Source organism: Streptomyces sp. NPDC000878, from assembly GCF_053599695.1.
The window spans coordinates 36,676-52,455 of the sequence record NZ_JBSFMT010000035.1; the positions used below are offsets into that span (position 1 = coordinate 36,676).

The window sequence follows — 15,780 nt, forward strand, 5'->3', positions numbered from 1 at the left end:
GTATTTGCCGAGGGCCGACGTGCCTGGGGAGGAGCGCAGCGTGTCGAATCCTGCGACCGGTGAGCCGACTGGGTGGGATGAGCCTCTTCCGGATCTCACAAAGGTTGTGTGGGAGGAACTGCCGGAGGGGAACGGCCATTCCGTGTTGACGGAGGTGCTTGCGATGCTGGCGAAGAGGCCTGCCCGGACAGTGGCGTATTACGACGACGCGCCATGATCACAGTTGACTGACGACGGAACCGAATAGGGCTACGACGCTCTGTTCCGGTCACTTGCATCCGTGATCGTTTTCCGTGGTCCCCGCGCGGGCATGCACGACCCAGGCAGGGAGGGGGACGCATGCCTACGTTGTCGCAGGGCTGTGCCGGAGGCGTCGTCTGCAATCCCGAACCCGCCCCCTGGCCCTTGGCGATACTCGACGTTGCGCACCTGCGCCACCTGGGGCTTCGTCCGGTGCCGCTGCGCCAGTTCACGCTGAAAGTGCACAGCCGCTGCAATTTGTCATGTTCATACTGTTACGTCTACCACGGCTCCGACGGCTCCTGGCGTGATCACCCGCCCCGGGTGGCCCCCCACGTGATGCGCCGCACTGCTCACCGGATAGCCGAGCATGTCGTGGCGCACGGGCTGCGCGATGTCCGGGTCGATTTTCATGGTGGCGAGCCCCTGCTCTCGGGTCCGGACATCCTGCTGGAGTACGTGACGGAGATCCGTGCCGCCGTTCCCGCCGCCTGCGCGGCACGGGCGACCGTTCAGACCAATGGCACCCTGCTGACCGAGCGGGTCCTGTTCAGGCTGGCGGAGGCCGGGATCCGGGTCGGCCTCAGCCTTGACGGCGGGGCGCCCGAACTCAACCGGCGTCGCGTCGATCACGCGGGCCGTTCGTCCTGGCCGGCCGTGGAGAAGGCGGCCGGACTGCTCGCCCGGCATCCACAGTCGTATGCCGGGCTGCTCTGCACCATCGACCTCGATCAGGATCCGATCGCGGTCTACCGCTCACTTGTCGCGCTGCGCCCTCCCTCTCTCGACCTTCTGCTGCCCCACGCGAACTGGTCGTCCCCGCCGCCCGGACTGCCGGTGCGCGCGCCCGAGGCCGCCAGGGTCGGAAGCCGTGGCGCGACACCGTACGGCGATTGGCTGGCCACAGTGTTCGACCTGTGGTGGGACAGCCGAGGTTCCGAGCGACCGCCGCGTATCCGGCTCTTCATGGAGATCGTCGCCTTGCTGCTGGGCGGTTTCAGCGCCACGGAAGCGGTCGGACTGTCACCCACGGGCGCTGTCGTGGTGGAGACCGACGGCGCCATCGAACAGCTTGATTCGCTGAAGCAGGCGTACGAAGGGGCGGTCCTGACGGGGCTCGACGTCTTCCGGAACTCGTTCGACGAGGTTCTGGACCACCCCGGCGTCGCCGCGCGTCAACTAGGTGAGGCGGCTCTTGCGGCCGTGTGCCGTTCCTGCCCGGTGATGCGTGTCTGTGGCGGCGGAAATTACGCGCATCGTTACCGGGAGGGCAGTGGTTTTCGCCATCCGACGGTTTATTGCAGGGACCTCGAACGTCTGATCAGACATGTTGCGGCGAGGTTGGACGACCTGCTCAGGACGGAACAGTTGCCAAACGGATGAAATATCGGTTGAGGGTGCTGCGCAGAGGAATTGTGGGCGTGTCATCTCGCCCTAGGTGAATATTGTCGGTGTGATTATTTGGATCATCTTTCGAATATGAGGAGTGGTTGCATGGGGCACGGGCGCGGGGGAGTCGGATCGCACGGCCACTATGTGATCAGCTTTGCGGGATTCAACCGGCCTTGGGCCACCTGGATTGCGTACCAATTGGAGCAACTGGGCCATCGGACGACACTGTTGCGGTGGGACCCGCCCGTCAGCATGTCGCTGGCGGAGGCCTTGCGCGGCCTGTTGGACGCGTCCGGGCGGATACTGCTCGTCCTGGACGACTGGTACTTCAATCTGGGGCCGCGCAGCGACGAACAGTGGAGCGTGGCTCTGCGCGAAGTCGTCCCGGAGTACAAGGACCGGTTCACCGCGGTCAGCGTGGCCACCCGAGCCATTCCGCCCGGCGGTGAGCGCCTGCAACCCGTCGACCTGCGTGACTTGGATTCCAGTGAGGCACGGCGGCGGATCCTGGTCCGGCTGGAACTGCCGACTGCGGGCGCACCCCAGAGCAACGACAATGCGCCGCGATTCCCCAACGATCCTCCGTCAGTGGTCAATATTCCTCGACGGAACCTGCGCTTCACCGGCCGGGACGGTGCGCTGGACGAACTCCACTCTCTGCTGAACCGATCCGGAGACGGCACTTCACGGGTCGCGCTCCGTGGAATCTCAGGCGTGGGGAAGAGCCAGATCGCGATCGAATACGCCCACCGGTTCGGCAACGACTACGACGTGGTGTGGTGGGTCAACGCCGGATTCCGGGCCACCGCCCGCGAACAGTTCGCCGACCTCGCACCCCGGTTGGACCTCTGGGTCGGCGCGGAACCGGGGGAGCGGATCCGCGCCGTGCACGAGGCACTGCGTACCGGCAAACCGCACCGCCGCTGGTTGGTGATCTTCGACAGTGCGGACGACATGTCCCAGGTCGAGGATCTGCTGCCCGAAGGCAACGGGCACGTCCTCGTCACCACACTGACCCAGGACTGGGCCACGTCGGGCAGGCTTTCCGAGATTCCCGTCCTGCCGTTCATCCGCGAGGAGTCGGTCGCCTACGTGCGTCGCCGCGCCCCGCGCCTCACTGAGCAGGAAGCCGACCAACTGGCGGACGCCGTACAGGATCTGCCCCTGCTGCTGGCACAGACGGCCGCATGGCTGGACACCAACAGAATGCCCGCCAAGGACTACATCGAACTGGTCCGCAAGGGTGGGGCCAACCAGATCGGCATCCGTATCTCGGACGACTACCCCATGGGGTTCCAGACCAGCTGGTCAATAACTCTCAACACGTTGGAGACGAACTATCCGGAGGCATCCGAACTCCTGCGACTGTTCGCGCTCTTCTCCCCGGACGGCATTCCCGTGCGCCTGGTCCAGAAATCTCATCCGGCGGACCTGCCCGACCATCTCGCCTCGCTCGCGGCCGATCCGATCCGCTGGTATTCGGCATTGCAGCGGTTGTCCGAGTCGACCGCGGTGCAACTTACTTACGACAGCTCGTCGGAGGATGAACCCGTGGTGGCCGGTGCGACCATGCACCGGCTCTACCACAGCTTTCTGACCAGCACGCTTCCGGAGGAGCGACGGGAATCGATGTCCTTTTTCGCGTGCGAAGTGCTGTCCGGTGCCGACCCGCGGGATCCGGGTGAGGCCACCGAATGGCCCAAGTACGCCGGTTTGCTCGCACAATTGGAGACGTCCGGGGCACTCGACAGCAGCAGGCCGGTAGTGCGCGCACTGGTCCTCAATTGCGTCGACTACCTGAGAGCGCGCGGTGAGGGCCGTGACGGGCTCGCCCTGTGCGAACAGACTCTGGCTCGTTGGCGCAGCCGTTTGGAACCGGACGACCCCGACATGCTCAAGCTGACCTTCCAGCACGCCAACATGCTGCGTCGAGTCGGACGATTCCGTGAGGCCGAGGCCGTGGGGCGTGCGGTCGTGGACAGACTGAGTCGGGTCAGGGCAGCCGACGACCCCGAGTTGGTGCGTGCGAAGTACGGCCTGGGCGGCACGCTGAATGCCCTGGGGTCTTATGACGACGCCTACGACCTGTTCGAGTCCTCTGCCAGTGGGGTCGCGAACTCGTCCTTGCTCACCAACCTCGGGATCACGCTGGCGCTGCGGGGGGAGTACCAACGGGCGGCTGACCTGCACCGAGAGACCCTGAAGATGCGGCGCTCGGAACTGGGCGAGTCCCATTCGCAGACGCTGCTCTCGGGCCTTTACTACGCTTGGTCTCTCCGTCTCCTTGGGCAGTACGAGGAGGCGAGGTCCCGCCAGGAACGCAATCTCGGCTTCTGGGAGAGCGCGGACAAATGGCACCCGAACACTCTCCTCGCGGAGCACAGTCTCGCGCTGTGTCTTCGCCGCGCGGGTGACCTGGCACAGGCCGGTGACCGTATGCGGCGCGTCGTGGAACGCAGTCTCCTCAAGCACGGCTCCCGTCACTCCGACACCCTCCACGCACAGGCGGACTACGCCGCCTTCCTGCGCGAGCACGGTGACCTGGCCCAGGCCCACGCTCGGGCCGGTGAGGTGGCCAAGGGGTATCGAGACCTGGTCGGGCCGGCCCACCCGTTCACCATTGGTACGACGGGCAACATCGGCCTGGTCCTGTGGAAGTACGGCGAGCGCGAGGAAGCCCGGCAGATCGCTGAGGAGACTTTGAGCGGGATGACCGATGCCGTCGGTCCGGACCACCCCTGGACCCTCGGTTGTGCTCTGAATCTCTCCGGAGCGCGCAGCCTCGCAGGAGATGAGGAAGGTGCCGTGCAACTCAGTGGCCAGACACTCGCACAGGCCAAGCGGGTACTGGGCGAGGGCCACCCGATGACGCTGTCCTGCAAGGCGGCGCTGTCCGCGGACCTGAGGCTGCTGCGGCGTGGCCCGGAAGCCGAGAGGCTGGAGAGGGAGGCCCTGCGTCAGCTCACGGAGAAGTACGGTTCCAGCCATCCGCACACCAAGGCGGTAGGTCGGCGGGACAGGCCGTACTGGGACTTCGAGCCGCAGCTGACGTGACCGATCCGGGGTGACCGATTCACTTGTGTCGCATGTCATGTGACACACCGTCGCCGAAACTGCTACCGTCACGCCCGTCACACGCGCGGGTCCGCCCGCGTGTCTTTATCTCACCTGGAGAAGGCTTGCCTGTTCCTCGGGGCGTGGCGCCTTCGTTCAGCGCCCAGCGTCGCAATTCCCAGCTGTTGCCGAGTTTCGCCGGTCGGGATCTGGCCATGTTGGCCGCGGGCGCGACGCGACCCGTTCTCGTGGCGGTGGCGGAGACACTGATGCGGCGGGCCGGAGAGCCGGCCCGATGCGCGTTCTACGAGGACTCCCCTTACATCTCGCCGGAGCAGCCGTCCCGCCTCCCCCGCCGGTGACGGTGGCACCGCCTTTCTGGCCCGCGCAAGGGCTCGACGTCGAGGCGGTCCGGCATGCGGCGGGCGTCAGCCCCACCCCGTTCCAGCAGTTCGTGCTGAAGGTCCACAGTCGCTGCAATCTCGCCTGCGCCTACTGCTACGTCTACGAAGGCCCCGACCAGAGCTGGCGCGAACGTCCCCGTGTCGTGCCCGAGGACGTCGTGGACGCGGCTGCCCGGCGTATCGCCGAGCATGCCGCCGCCCACGGGCTGCGTGATGTGCACGTCAACCTCCACGGCGGTGAGCCGCTGCTGTCCGGTCCGGGGCCCCTCGTGCGGTACGTCACCGCTGTGCGGCGGGCCGTTGCCGAGAAGGCCGGCGAGGACGTGTGCCGGGTGCACGTCTCCATGCAGACGAACGCGACCCTTCTCACCGACGCCGTTGTCACGGAACTCGCCGACGCCGGGATCAAGATCGGTGTCAGCCTCGACGGTGGGCTCGCCCGGCACAACAGCCGGCGTGTCGACCGGCGGGGGCGTCCCGCCTGGCCCGCTGCCACCCGGGGGTTACGTGTCCTCGCGCGGTACCCGGACACGTACGCCGGAATCCTCTGCACCATCGATCCCGCGACGGATCCCATCGAGGTCTACGAGTCGCTCCTGGAGTTCGAGCCGCCGAGTCTGGATCTGCTTCTCCCGCACGCCAACTGGTCTGCCCTGCCGCCGAGTACGGGTGCTCCGGCTCCGTACGGAGAGTGGCTCGCGGCCGTATTCGACCAATGGTTTGACGCCGAGCGCATGCGGACGACCATCCGGCTGTTCACCGAAGTGATCGGGCTGCTCATGGGGCTGCCCAGCGGTACCGAGGCGGTCGGCACCTCGCCCGTGGTGGCGGTCGTCGTCGACACCGACGGGGCGATCGAGCAGGTCGACTCGCTCAAGACCACGTACGCCGGTGCTCCGGTCACCGGGCTCGACGTATTCCGGCACGCCTTCGACCAGGCACTCGACCACCCCGGCATCGCCGCCCGTCAGCTGGGGCTGGCCGCGCTCTCGGCCGAGTGTCAGGAGTGTGCCCTGGTTCAGGTGTGCGGCGGTGGCAACTACGCCCACCGCTTCCGGACCGACACCGGTTTCCTGAATCCCTCCGTCTACTGCACCGACCTCGAACATCTGATCAGGCACATTGCCCAGCGGCTCAGTTCGGCGGTCGGTGACGCACGATTGCGGGAGGCCTGAACCGCCGTCAGAATCCCTCTAGGGCGGGGGACCTGAGGGGGCGGGGGATTGAGCAAGGTGTTCATCAGCCACAGCGCGCGCGGCGACACCTATGCCACAGAGGTGCGCTTACAGGTCGTACACGGGCTGCGGGAGCGCGGATACGACGTTCTCGTCGACGCCGAGGGACTGTTGCCGGGGGAGAAGTGGCATCCACGGCTGTACGAGTGGCTGTTGGAGTGCCAGGCCGCCGTCGTCCTGCTCAACAGGGCGGCGCTGGCGTCGGACTGGGTGCACCGGGAAGTCGACATCCTGATGTGGCGGCACCACTTCAACCGTTCGTTCTTCGTGCTGCCCGCGCCGGTCGGAGACGTGACGCCGGAGGACATGCGGGGAGCCCGTTTCGAGGATCTGATGTCCCTTCAGCTCGTGCAGCCGGTGACCGGCGCGGGCGAGAAGGAACCGCCGGATCCCGTCGACGCCGCCGCGGCGATCGTACGGGCGTTCCCGCCGCTGCCGCCGCAGTCCGATGACGACGACCCCGTACAGCGCTGGGCCGAGGACATCACCGCACAGTTGAGCCAGGTACGGACGATGAGCCGGCTCGCCAGCATGGGGCGGGCGCTCGGGCTGCACGACCGGCATCTGGCGGGAGCCCCGGTGAGTGACGTCAGCTGTGGGTTCCTCGCCGCGCAGATGCTGCACACCCATGACGCCGTACGGCTGCGCAACGCCGTTGCCGAGATCGCCCGGCACATGGACAGCACCGCCCTCGACCAGCTCGTCCATCTGGTGCTGCCCGTCTGGATCGACCCCACCTCGGCCCGGCGCGTCCTGCCGGACGACGAGGGGGACGTACCCCGGACCGTGGTCCTCAACGTCCGGAACCCGGACACCGGGGAGTACTACCTCGGGCGGGCCTTCTGCATGGACCACAGCCGGTACACGCCCATCGTGGTGATGGCGCCGCCCCCGGGCGAGGAGGACCCGGAGGAGGAGCTGCGGTACCGGTGCGAGCGGACCATACGGGCGCGGTTCGGAATGACGGACCGGGAACCGCTGGCCAGCGCCCCGCAACTGCCGGACTGCGACACGTATGCGGTCGTCTTCGCCGAGCACTGTTCCCTGGAAGAGGCGGAACGGGTGGTCGACTGGCTGCACGGGCAGATTCCATGGCTGCACATACTTCTCATCCCGAGAGACGAACTGACCGACGACGAACCGAGACCGGGGCGGCTCGCCGAGGCCTCGCTGCTCGTCCCGGAGTTCGGGGCCGACGACGAACGCATCGCGATCAGAGTCGCGTACGGGATGCTCAACGACTGGGGTCACGGCCGGGGCGGGGACGACGGCCGGCCGGGCCGCACCAGGGGGAGGGGATGAGCCCGATGGCCGGACACCAGAGCCCCGGGGAGTGGTTCCGCAGTCCTGACCGGGGGGACGGCGAGATCTATGTGATGTCACCGCGGATCGAGGAAGCGGTGATGGTGGCGCTCGCCACGGGGCGGCCGTTGCTGCTGCGCGGCAGGCCGGGCTCCGGTAAGTCGTCGCTCGCGCCCTTCATCGCCCGGCAGCGCGGATGGCGTTACTACGACCATGTGATCACCTATGCCACTCGGTCGACGGAGCTGTTGTGGCGCTACGACAGCGTCCGTCGGCTCGCCGACGCACAGGCCTACAGGAAGGGGGCGGTCGGGCTCGACGACGCCTCCTATGTGGAGCCGGGAGTGCTGTGGTGGGCGCTGGCACCGCAGTCGGCGCGCCGTCGGGGACGGGCCGTCGGCCAGGCAGTCGTCGGGGGTGAGTGTATGGACCCCTCCGCCGACATCAACGCGGGCCGTAGTCCCGACCATGCCGTCGTACTCATCGACGAGATCGACAAGGCCGACCCGGACGTGCCCAACAGCCTTCTGGTGCCGCTGGGTTCGCATCGGTTCACCGTGGTGGAGACCGGTGCCGAGGTGGGTCTGGAGCCGCCGACCGGGGACATCGACCCACGGTTCGCCCGGCATCTCGTCGTCATCACGACCAATGACGAGCGCGAGTTGCCGCAGGCGTTTCTGCGGCGGTGCGTCGTGGAGTCCCTGCCCGACCACGATGTGCCGAGCCTGGTCAGGATCGCCGAGGAGCACATGAAGACCTGGCACGGGAGCGTCGGCGACGCTGAGCTGCGGCTGGCGGAGGCGCTGGCAGTGGAGCTGGGCAAGGTGCGGGAACAGGCGATGACGATCGGGCTGCGGGAGCCCAGTACCGCCGAGTTCCTGGACGCGCTGCGTGCCTGCCTCACGCTCGGTATTCCTCTTGGCAGCGAGCGCTGGGAATGGCTGAAGAACTGCGTTCTGATCAAGCGTCAGCAGATCGCGGGAGACGAGTGGTGATGTCATGTCGATGAGGCCGGTGACGCGGGAGATCTGGCTGGGCGACGTGGCCCGGGCCGCCACCACGCTCGGCATGACCGATCAGGCGGGGTGGGAGCGGGTGGCCGCGCTGCTCGGCCTCGGCCCGGGCGGCGAGCCCCTGCCCGTCGCCGAACCGCCGAGAGACGTCACGGACCTCCCGCCCCCGCCCACCGACCCGGGGCGGGCCGGCCTGACGGGAGACGGCGAGCCGGAGCCGTACGCCGAGCCGTCCGGCGCCCCCCGACGGACAGTGGCCGACGAGGAGTCCACGCTGCTCGTGCCCGTGGGCCACCGGCCGCCGCGCCGCACCGGCTGGGCCGTCGACCCGCTCCCCGCGCCCCGGTCCACGCCCGCCGCGGAGGCCGGTGCACCGTCGCACCTTCCGCTGCTGGCCCCCCGCTCCACCGCCGCCGTACTCCATGCCGCGCTGGCCCGGGTCACGCCGGAGGGAGACCTGGACGTCGAGCGGGCCGCCGACCACATGGCTCGTGGGCTGCCTCTCGCGGAGATCCCGCGCCGTCCGCTGCCGACCCTGCGCTACGGAGTGCAGATCCTCGCCGACATCTCCGCCTCCATGGAACCCTTCGCCCGGGATGTCGAGGACGTCATCGAACAGGTCCGCAGCCTCGTCGGCGTCGCCGGAACCCGGGTGCTGCGCTTCGCCGACTGCCCGTCCCGAGGCGTCGGCGCGGGCCCGCGCGGCACCTGGCGGCCCTACCAGCCACCCCAGCACGGCACGCGGGTACTCCTGCTGTCCGGCCTGGGCAGGATCGGCCCGGTGTTCGACCCGCACCGCGGCACCGAACGCGAATGGCGGGAGATCCTGCTCCGGATCAGGCAGCACGGCTGCGACACGGTCGCCCTCGTGCCGCTTCCCGAACGGCTCTGGCCCGCCTGGTGGCAGTCCCGGTTACGGGTGGTGGCCTGGGACCGGGGGACCACCGTCGGGCGGGTTGTCGGAGGGCTGCGATGAGGTTCCGGGGAAGCGGCGCGGGTGGTCCCCCATGAGCCCCCCGGCCCGCCAGGGCCATGAACTCGCCGTCCTGCTCAGCGTCGCGAGCCGCATCGAGCCCGAGCTGATGCGTGCGGTACGCATCACGGTGGCGCCGCTGCTCGATGTCTCGGCCGAGGTCGACCTGTGGTTCGGGAACCTTGTGGAGCGGCGCGGGTACGGCTACGTCTCGCTCCGCGGCGACCTGTTGCCGTCGCTGCGTGCCGAACTCGCCGACCGGCTCGCCGGTTCACCGTCCGGGGCACCCGTGCACACCCTGTGGTCCGTGATCGAACGGCTGCACAAGAACCGTTCGCCGGCGCTGTTCGCCGAGGAGTGGGCGACCTGGCTCGCGATCCGGGACGGTGCGGGCGCCGACCTGGCAATCGAACGCGCGCTGAAGCCCGCCCTGCGGGCCCTGGTCGAGCAGGGTCGGGACGGGGTCGCCCGCTGGTTCGCCGGTGCCTGGCCGCGGCTGCCCGAGCCGGTCCGCCGTACCACCACCGCCTGGCAGCTCGCCACGGTCACCAGCGCCCGGCTGTCCGGCGTGACCCTGCGTCCCGAGCTTCCGGAACGCCTCTCGGTCACCGACATCGGGCTGATCGCGGCCCGGTTGCCCCGTGTCGCGCTCCGGGTACGCCGGTACGGGCCGGATCTGCTGCTCGGTGAACGGGCCGACGGTGTGGGCGGGTTCACCATCGAGGTTCCGGACACCGACCCCAGAGTGCTGGACCTGCTCGACGACCCGCTGCCCCGCACCCTGCTGGCGAGCCGGGGCACCACTGTCACCGAGCGCGTCGGCTGGGGGCCGGTGCAACTGCTCGCGGCCGACGGCGCCGTGTACGCCCTGCCCGCCCCCAGCCCCGTACTCGAACAACCGGCGCGGGCGCGGAGGTCCGCCGAACCCGACCGGCGGATCACCGTCGCCCACACCGGTGCCAGCCAGGCCTGGGGCACCTGGGTCGCCGACCAGGCGGAGGACGCGGGGTTCGGCGTGACGGCGGTGACATGGCACCCGGACCCCGGGCGGATGCTGTGGGACGAACTCGGTGAACTGCTGCGTGGACCGGGGCGGACACTGCTCGTGCTGGGGGACACCGACTGCCGGCTCGGCGGGCGCGGAGACGCCGAATGGAACGCGGCCCTGCCCGAAGCCGCCGCCGACTGGCCGGGGCAGCTGGCGGCAGTGCTCGTCGGCGCGGGCGAACGGCCCGCCGCCGTCGGGGCGTTGCCCCTGGCCGACCTGCGCGGAGTCGACCAACGCGAGGCCGTACGCCGCCTGTTCGCCCTCCTCGGTACGCCGCTGACGGAGACCGGCACCGGAAGCGACGACCGCCGAACCGTCGATCCGCGGTTCCCCGGCACCGCACCCGCCGTCTCCAACGCCCCGCACCGCAACCCCCGGTTCACCGGGCGGGAAACACTGCTCGCCCGGATACGGCAGACCCTGCTCGCCCCCGGCCCGGAACCCGGTGCGGCCGACCGCCACCGCTGTGTGCTGCTCGGCCCGTCCGGGACGGGCAAGACGCAGACGGCCACCGAGTACGTCCACCGGTACGGCAACGAGTACGACGTCGTGTGGTGGATCAGCGCCGGCTTCCAGGGCACGGCCCGCGAGCAACTCTCCGAACTCGCACCGAAGTTGGGCCTCACCGCCGGGCAGGGGATCGGCAACCGGATCCGCGCGGTCCAGGCGGCGCTGCGCATCGGACAGCCGCACCACCGCTGGCTGCTGGTGCTGGACCGTGCCGACGACATGACCGAGATCGAGGACCTGCTCCCAGAGGGTGTGGGGCACGTCCTCATCACCTCCAACAGCCGCGCCTGGGCCGACAACGACCGCGTCCACCGCATCGACGTACCCACCTTCTCCCGCGCGGAGTCGATCGCGTACACGAGGAGTCGCGCCCCCCGGCTGAACCTCGCCGAGGCCGATCTGCTCGCGGAAGCCGTGCAGGACCTGCCGCTGCTGCTGTCCCACACAGCGGCCTGGCTGGACGCCCACCCCATGCCCGTCGCCGAGTACCTGGAACTCGTCCACAACGGTCACTCGGCCAGGCTGGAGCACCCGGGCGGGGTCGGCGATGCGGCCGAGTATCCGCGGGCGCTGGAGAGCAGTTGGTCGATCACGCTGGAGTCGCTTCAGCGACGCCATCCGGTGGCTGTCGAACTACTCGGACTCTTCACCTGCTTCTCGCCGGACTCCGTCCCCGTACGGCTGCTGCGGACGGAGTATCCGGCCGGCCTGGCGCCGCGCATCGCGGCCCTGGCTCCCGACCGCCAGGCATGGGACGGGGCGCTGCTGATGCTGGCGGAGACGTCGGCGGTGCGACTGGTGTTCGGCGAGGACGGGGTCGAGCGGGCCGAGGTGCACCACTTCTACCACTCCCTGCTGAGGGACGGCCTCAGCGAGGACGAGCGGGATCTGTACTCGCAGGTCGCGTGTGGTGTGCTGGCGGCTGCCGATCCGGGCGACCCGCTCGACACCCGGACATGGTCGCGCTACGCCGAGTTGATTCCGCATCTGGAGATCTCCGGAGCGTTGGACAGTACCCGGGACGCGGTGTCACGACTGGTCCTGAACTGTGTCGAGTACCTGCGCGGCCGTGGTGAGGCACGCACAGGTCTACGGCTGTGCGAACTGGCCATCGCGCGATGGCACAGCCGGATGCCGCCGGACAGCAGCGAGATGCTCATCCTCACCCACCAGCACGCGAACATGCTCCGGCGGATGGGGCGTTACCGGGAGGCGGAGGCCGTGGGGCGGACAGTCGTCGATCGGCTGTCGGCACGGCGGCAGGCCGAGGACCACGAACTGCTGCGCGCCAAGAACGGGTTGGGCGGAACCCTGGTGGCGTTGGGGGCGTATCGCGAGGCGTACGAGCTGTGCGAGGACATCGTTCGGGTCGAGACGGCGGTGTACGGAGTCAGGAGAGTCCGGAGCAGGCAGACCCTGTCCAACCTCGCCAACGTGCTGGGCCTGCTCGGGCGTTACGACGAATCGCTGAAGTCGTACACCTCGATAGTCGAGCGGCTGCGGGAAGAACTGGGCCACAGACACTACCGAACGCTCTACAACGAACTGCGCTGCTGCTGGACGCTGCGCCTCCTAGGCCACTACGGGGAGGCTCTCGTCCGGCAAGAGGCAAACCTGAGCGACTACCACCAACTCATGGGCCGTTACGGCGTCAACCCGATGGTCGCCGAACACAACCTGGCCCTGTGCCTGCGCCGCTCCGGCCAACTGCCCCTAGCCGAGCGGAACATGCGTGAGGTCGTCGACCTCGCCCGCCAGCTCTACGGCCCCCGCCACCCCCAAGCCCTCTTCGTCGCCGCCGACTACGCCTCCCTGCTCCGCGAACACCGCGACCTGGACCGCTCCTGGACCCTCGCCGACCGGGTCGCCGGCGACTACGCGGACCTGCTGGGCAACGCCCACCCCTTCTCCGTGGGCACTGCGGGCAATGTCGGTCTGACGCTCTGGGAGTCGGGGGACCGGGACGAGGCGCTCCGCATCGCCGAGCGCGCACTGCGCGGGATGACCGCCGCGATGGGCGCCGACCACCCCTGGACGCTGGGCTGTTCGCTGAATGTCGCTGGAGCGCGCAGCCTTGTGGGGGACCCTGAGGGGGCCGCCGGTTACAGCCGCGACTGCATGGCACGGTCGGCGCGGGCGGTGGGCAGCGCGCATCCTCTCACCCTGATGGGCAAGGCGGCACTCGCGGCCGACCTGCGCTCGCTGCGGCAGACCGATGCCGCCGACCGCCTGGAGCGGGAGACGCTCGGGCAGCTCGTCGAGGCGCTGGGGGCGGACAGCCCGTTCACCCTGGCGGTGCGCCAGGGTGAACGGCCCTACTGGGACTTCGAACCGCAGCCTGAGTGACTGCGGTCACCGGGTCACAGCTACCGTTACGGCTTCCGAGCCACCGCCCCGTACATCGCGATGTCCTCGTCCCTGATCCCCTCGCCGCTCGTCTCGTCCGGGTGCCACTTGTGGACCTGGACGATGCCCGGCTCGATCAGCTCCAGGCCCTCGAAGAACTCCTCGGCCTCCGGGAACGTACGCAGGCGCATCGGCATGTTGCGGGCCTTGTACTCGCGGGCGACCCGGCCCACCTCCTCCGGGGCGAACTCGGCGGTGCCGATGGACATCGCCAGGTAGCTGCCGGAGGGGAGGGGGTCGAGGAGGCGGCGGACGATGCCCACCGCGTCGTCCTCGTCCAGGACGAAGTGGACGATCGCGATCACCGTGAGCGCGACCGGCTTGGTCAGGTCGAGGGTCTCGCGGAAGTCGGGGGAGTCGAGGATGGCCTCCGGGTGCTGGAAGTCGGCCTCGATGTACGCCGTCCTGCCCTCGGGCGTGCTGGCCAGCAGCCCCTGGGAGAGGGTGAGGACGATCGGGTCGTTGTCGACGTAGACCACCCGGGACTCGGGCGCCACCGACTGGGCGATCTCGTGCAGGTTGGGCGAGGTCGGGATGCCGGTGCCTATGTCGAGGAACTGGCGAATGCCCACTTCCTTGGCCAGGTAGGCCACCGCGCGGTTCATCCAGTCGCGGTTGGCCTTCATGTGGATCGGCAGGGCGGGCCACTCGTGCGACATGGCGTCGCCCGCTTCCTTGTCGGCGGGGTAGTAGTCCTTACCGCCGAGGATGTAGTCGTAGATCCGCGCGGAGTGTGCGTTCTCCGTGTCGATCCGGTCGGCCGGCCATCCGTTGTCGGGCACGCCGCCCCTCCCATTCAGGTCGTGAGTCTGAGTCAAGTCTCAGTAGAAGCAAAGCAGTTCGGTTGATCAGAGCAGGAAGTCTGCTGCACCCGCCTTCACACCGGCCAGAAAACTCGTCATCTCGCGCGGGGTGAAGACCAGGGCCGGGCTGTCGGGATCGGTGGACTGCCGGACGGCGACCCGGCCGTCGGCGAGCTTCATCACTTCGACGCAGGCGCCGCCCGCGTCGTCGCTCCACGGCTTCGACCAGCCCCGGGCGCCGAGTTCACGTGCGGGCATGCCATTGCGTACGGGGTGGTGGGAGTGACTGGAGTGGGTGTTCGGGTGGTGGGGGTGTGTGGGGTGGTGCATGTCAGAGCTCCTTGCGAATCGCACCGAGGATGGCCTCGGTCTTTCTGGCGGGCGCCGACTGCGCGCCCAACCGGTCCAGAGCCTCGCGATAGACGACGACATCGTCGGCCTTGTCGAGATACACCGCGCCGACCAGACCGCTCAGATAGACGATGTCCGGCAGCTCGGGTGCCCTGAAACGGAAGAGATGGAACGCTCCGGCCCGCATCGCGGGATGCGGACCGTTGCCGAACGGCATGATCTGCAAGGTCACATGAGGCAGCTCGTTCATCGCGATCAGATGGTCGATCTGCGCGCGCATCACCTCCGGACCGCCGACCGGCCACCGCAGCACGGTCTCGTCCATCACGATCCACACGCGCGGCGGCGACTCGCGCGTGAGCAACTCCTGGCGTCGCAGGCGCAGTGCCACCCGGCGGTCCGTCGCCTCCGACGAGGCGTGCGGATTGCCGGCCCCCAGCAGTGCACGCGCGTAGTCCGCCGTCTGGAACAGACCCGGCACGAACTGCGATTCGTACGCACGGATCTGCAACGCGGCCTGTTCCAGGCTCAGATACGCGGCGAACCAGTCGGGCAGTACGTCCCGGTAGTTGTGCCACCAGCCGCGTTTGTTGGCCTCGCGGACCGACTTGAGGAACGTGTCGATCTCCTGCTGGTCCGTCACCCCGTACGTCTGCAGCAGTTTCTCGACGTCCGGCAGGCGGAGCCGGGCCACCTTGGCGGCTTCCATCCTGCGGATCGTGGAGTGGCTGACACCGATCGCCACACCCGCGTCCTCGTACGTGAGGCCGGCGCGCGTCCGCAGCTCCTCCATCTGTCTGCCGAGGATCATGCGCAGGACGGAGGGGGCGCCACCCCAGTCGGTCTCCGCGGTCACACCTACCCCCTCACACCGGGCTCAGGGTCGCAGTCTGTCACGATCATCTTTCGACGGGAGCAGCATGCACCGCACGAATTGCAAATTTCAACTTGCTGGTTGCGAGCCGTTGTTGTCAGGTGTCACAGTGTTCGTACCTTCCCGGAAACGGTGAACGACGAGTCTGAATGGCCCTGTTGGGGGAGAAGGGGCT

At 68.7% G+C, this 15,780-nt stretch carries 11 protein-coding genes; 8 read left to right on the forward strand and 3 right to left on the reverse strand.

Annotated features, from left to right (window positions below):
• Positions 1-40: 40 nt before the first annotated feature.
• The 8 genes from ACWDR4_RS27770 to fxsT (ACWDR4_RS27805) all read left to right on the forward strand — a co-directional run bounded on the left by ACWDR4_RS27770 (position 41) and on the right by fxsT (ACWDR4_RS27805) (position 13,517).
• Positions 41-217: a YxD-tail cyclophane-containing RiPP peptide gene (locus tag ACWDR4_RS27770; protein ID WP_450412729.1), complete on the forward strand. Its 177-nt coding sequence runs from the start codon at positions 41-43 to the stop codon at positions 215-217.
• Between the two features lie 122 nt (positions 218-339).
• Positions 340-1,623 (forward strand): FxsB family cyclophane-forming radical SAM/SPASM peptide maturase, encoded by a 1,284-nt coding sequence (locus tag ACWDR4_RS27775; protein ID WP_450412731.1) that lies wholly within the window; start codon positions 340-342, stop codon positions 1,621-1,623.
• A 111-nt stretch (positions 1,624-1,734) separates the two neighbouring features.
• The gene (gene fxsT / locus ACWDR4_RS27780; protein ID WP_450412733.1) at positions 1,735-4,686 is read left to right on the forward strand and encodes an FxSxx-COOH system tetratricopeptide repeat protein; all 2,952 of its coding nucleotides are present in this window, start codon (positions 1,735-1,737) and stop codon (positions 4,684-4,686) included.
• Positions 4,687-5,050: 364 nt separating this feature from the next.
• On the forward strand, positions 5,051-6,265 hold the full coding sequence (locus ACWDR4_RS27785; protein ID WP_450412735.1) for an FxsB family cyclophane-forming radical SAM/SPASM peptide maturase: 1,215 nt from the start codon (positions 5,051-5,053) through the stop codon (positions 6,263-6,265).
• Between the two features lie 57 nt (positions 6,266-6,322).
• Positions 6,323-7,627 (forward strand): toll/interleukin-1 receptor domain-containing protein, encoded by a 1,305-nt coding sequence (locus tag ACWDR4_RS27790; RefSeq protein ID WP_450412826.1) that lies wholly within the window; start codon positions 6,323-6,325, stop codon positions 7,625-7,627.
• A 5-nt stretch (positions 7,628-7,632) separates the two neighbouring features.
• Positions 7,633-8,622 carry an AAA family ATPase gene (locus tag ACWDR4_RS27795; RefSeq protein WP_450412737.1) on the forward strand — a complete coding sequence of 330 codons (990 nt, stop codon included), beginning with the start codon at positions 7,633-7,635 and terminating at the stop codon, positions 8,620-8,622.
• A gap of 4 nt (positions 8,623-8,626) precedes the next feature.
• Complete coding sequence (locus ACWDR4_RS27800) at positions 8,627-9,616, forward strand: hypothetical protein (protein ID WP_450412739.1); 990 nt, start codon at positions 8,627-8,629, stop codon at positions 9,614-9,616.
• Positions 9,617-9,647: 31 nt separating this feature from the next.
• Entirely contained in the window at positions 9,648-13,517 is a 3,870-nt protein-coding gene (fxsT, locus tag ACWDR4_RS27805) for an FxSxx-COOH system tetratricopeptide repeat protein (protein ID WP_450412741.1), read from the forward strand.
• Between the two features lie 26 nt (positions 13,518-13,543).
• Here fxsT (ACWDR4_RS27805) and ACWDR4_RS27810 read toward each other — a convergent pair whose 3' ends face one another.
• From ACWDR4_RS27810 to ACWDR4_RS27820, 3 genes are all read right to left on the reverse strand, one after another.
• Complete coding sequence (locus tag ACWDR4_RS27810; protein WP_450412743.1) at positions 13,544-14,359, reverse strand: SAM-dependent methyltransferase; 816 nt, start codon at positions 14,357-14,359, stop codon at positions 13,544-13,546.
• A gap of 66 nt (positions 14,360-14,425) precedes the next feature.
• The gene (locus ACWDR4_RS27815; protein ID WP_450412745.1) at positions 14,426-14,710 is read right to left on the reverse strand and encodes a DUF397 domain-containing protein; all 285 of its coding nucleotides are present in this window, start codon (positions 14,708-14,710) and stop codon (positions 14,426-14,428) included.
• Position 14,711: 1 nt separating this feature from the next.
• A complete protein-coding gene (locus tag ACWDR4_RS27820; RefSeq protein WP_450412747.1) occupies positions 14,712-15,587 on the reverse strand; it encodes a helix-turn-helix domain-containing protein in 876 nt (291 codons plus the stop codon).
• Between the last annotated feature and the right edge of the window lie 193 nt (positions 15,588-15,780).

Excerpts from the sequence above, each read along its gene's own strand:
- ACWDR4_RS27795 (WP_450412737.1), top strand. The coding sequence starts at position 7,633 with ATGGCCGGACACCAGAGCCCCGGGGAGTGGTTCCGCAGTCCTGACCGG.
- ACWDR4_RS27775 (WP_450412731.1), top strand. The coding sequence starts at position 340 with ATGCCTACGTTGTCGCAGGGCTGTGCCGGAGGCGTCGTCTGCAATCCC.
- fxsT (WP_450412741.1), top strand. The coding sequence starts at position 9,648 with ATGAGCCCCCCGGCCCGCCAGGGCCATGAACTCGCCGTCCTGCTCAGC.
- ACWDR4_RS27800 (WP_450412739.1), top strand. The coding sequence starts at position 8,627 with ATGTCGATGAGGCCGGTGACGCGGGAGATCTGGCTGGGCGACGTGGCC.
- ACWDR4_RS27815 (WP_450412745.1), bottom strand. The coding sequence starts at position 14,710 with ATGCACCACCCCACACACCCCCACCACCCGAACACCCACTCCAGTCAC.
- fxsT (WP_450412733.1), top strand. The coding sequence starts at position 1,735 with ATGGGGCACGGGCGCGGGGGAGTCGGATCGCACGGCCACTATGTGATC.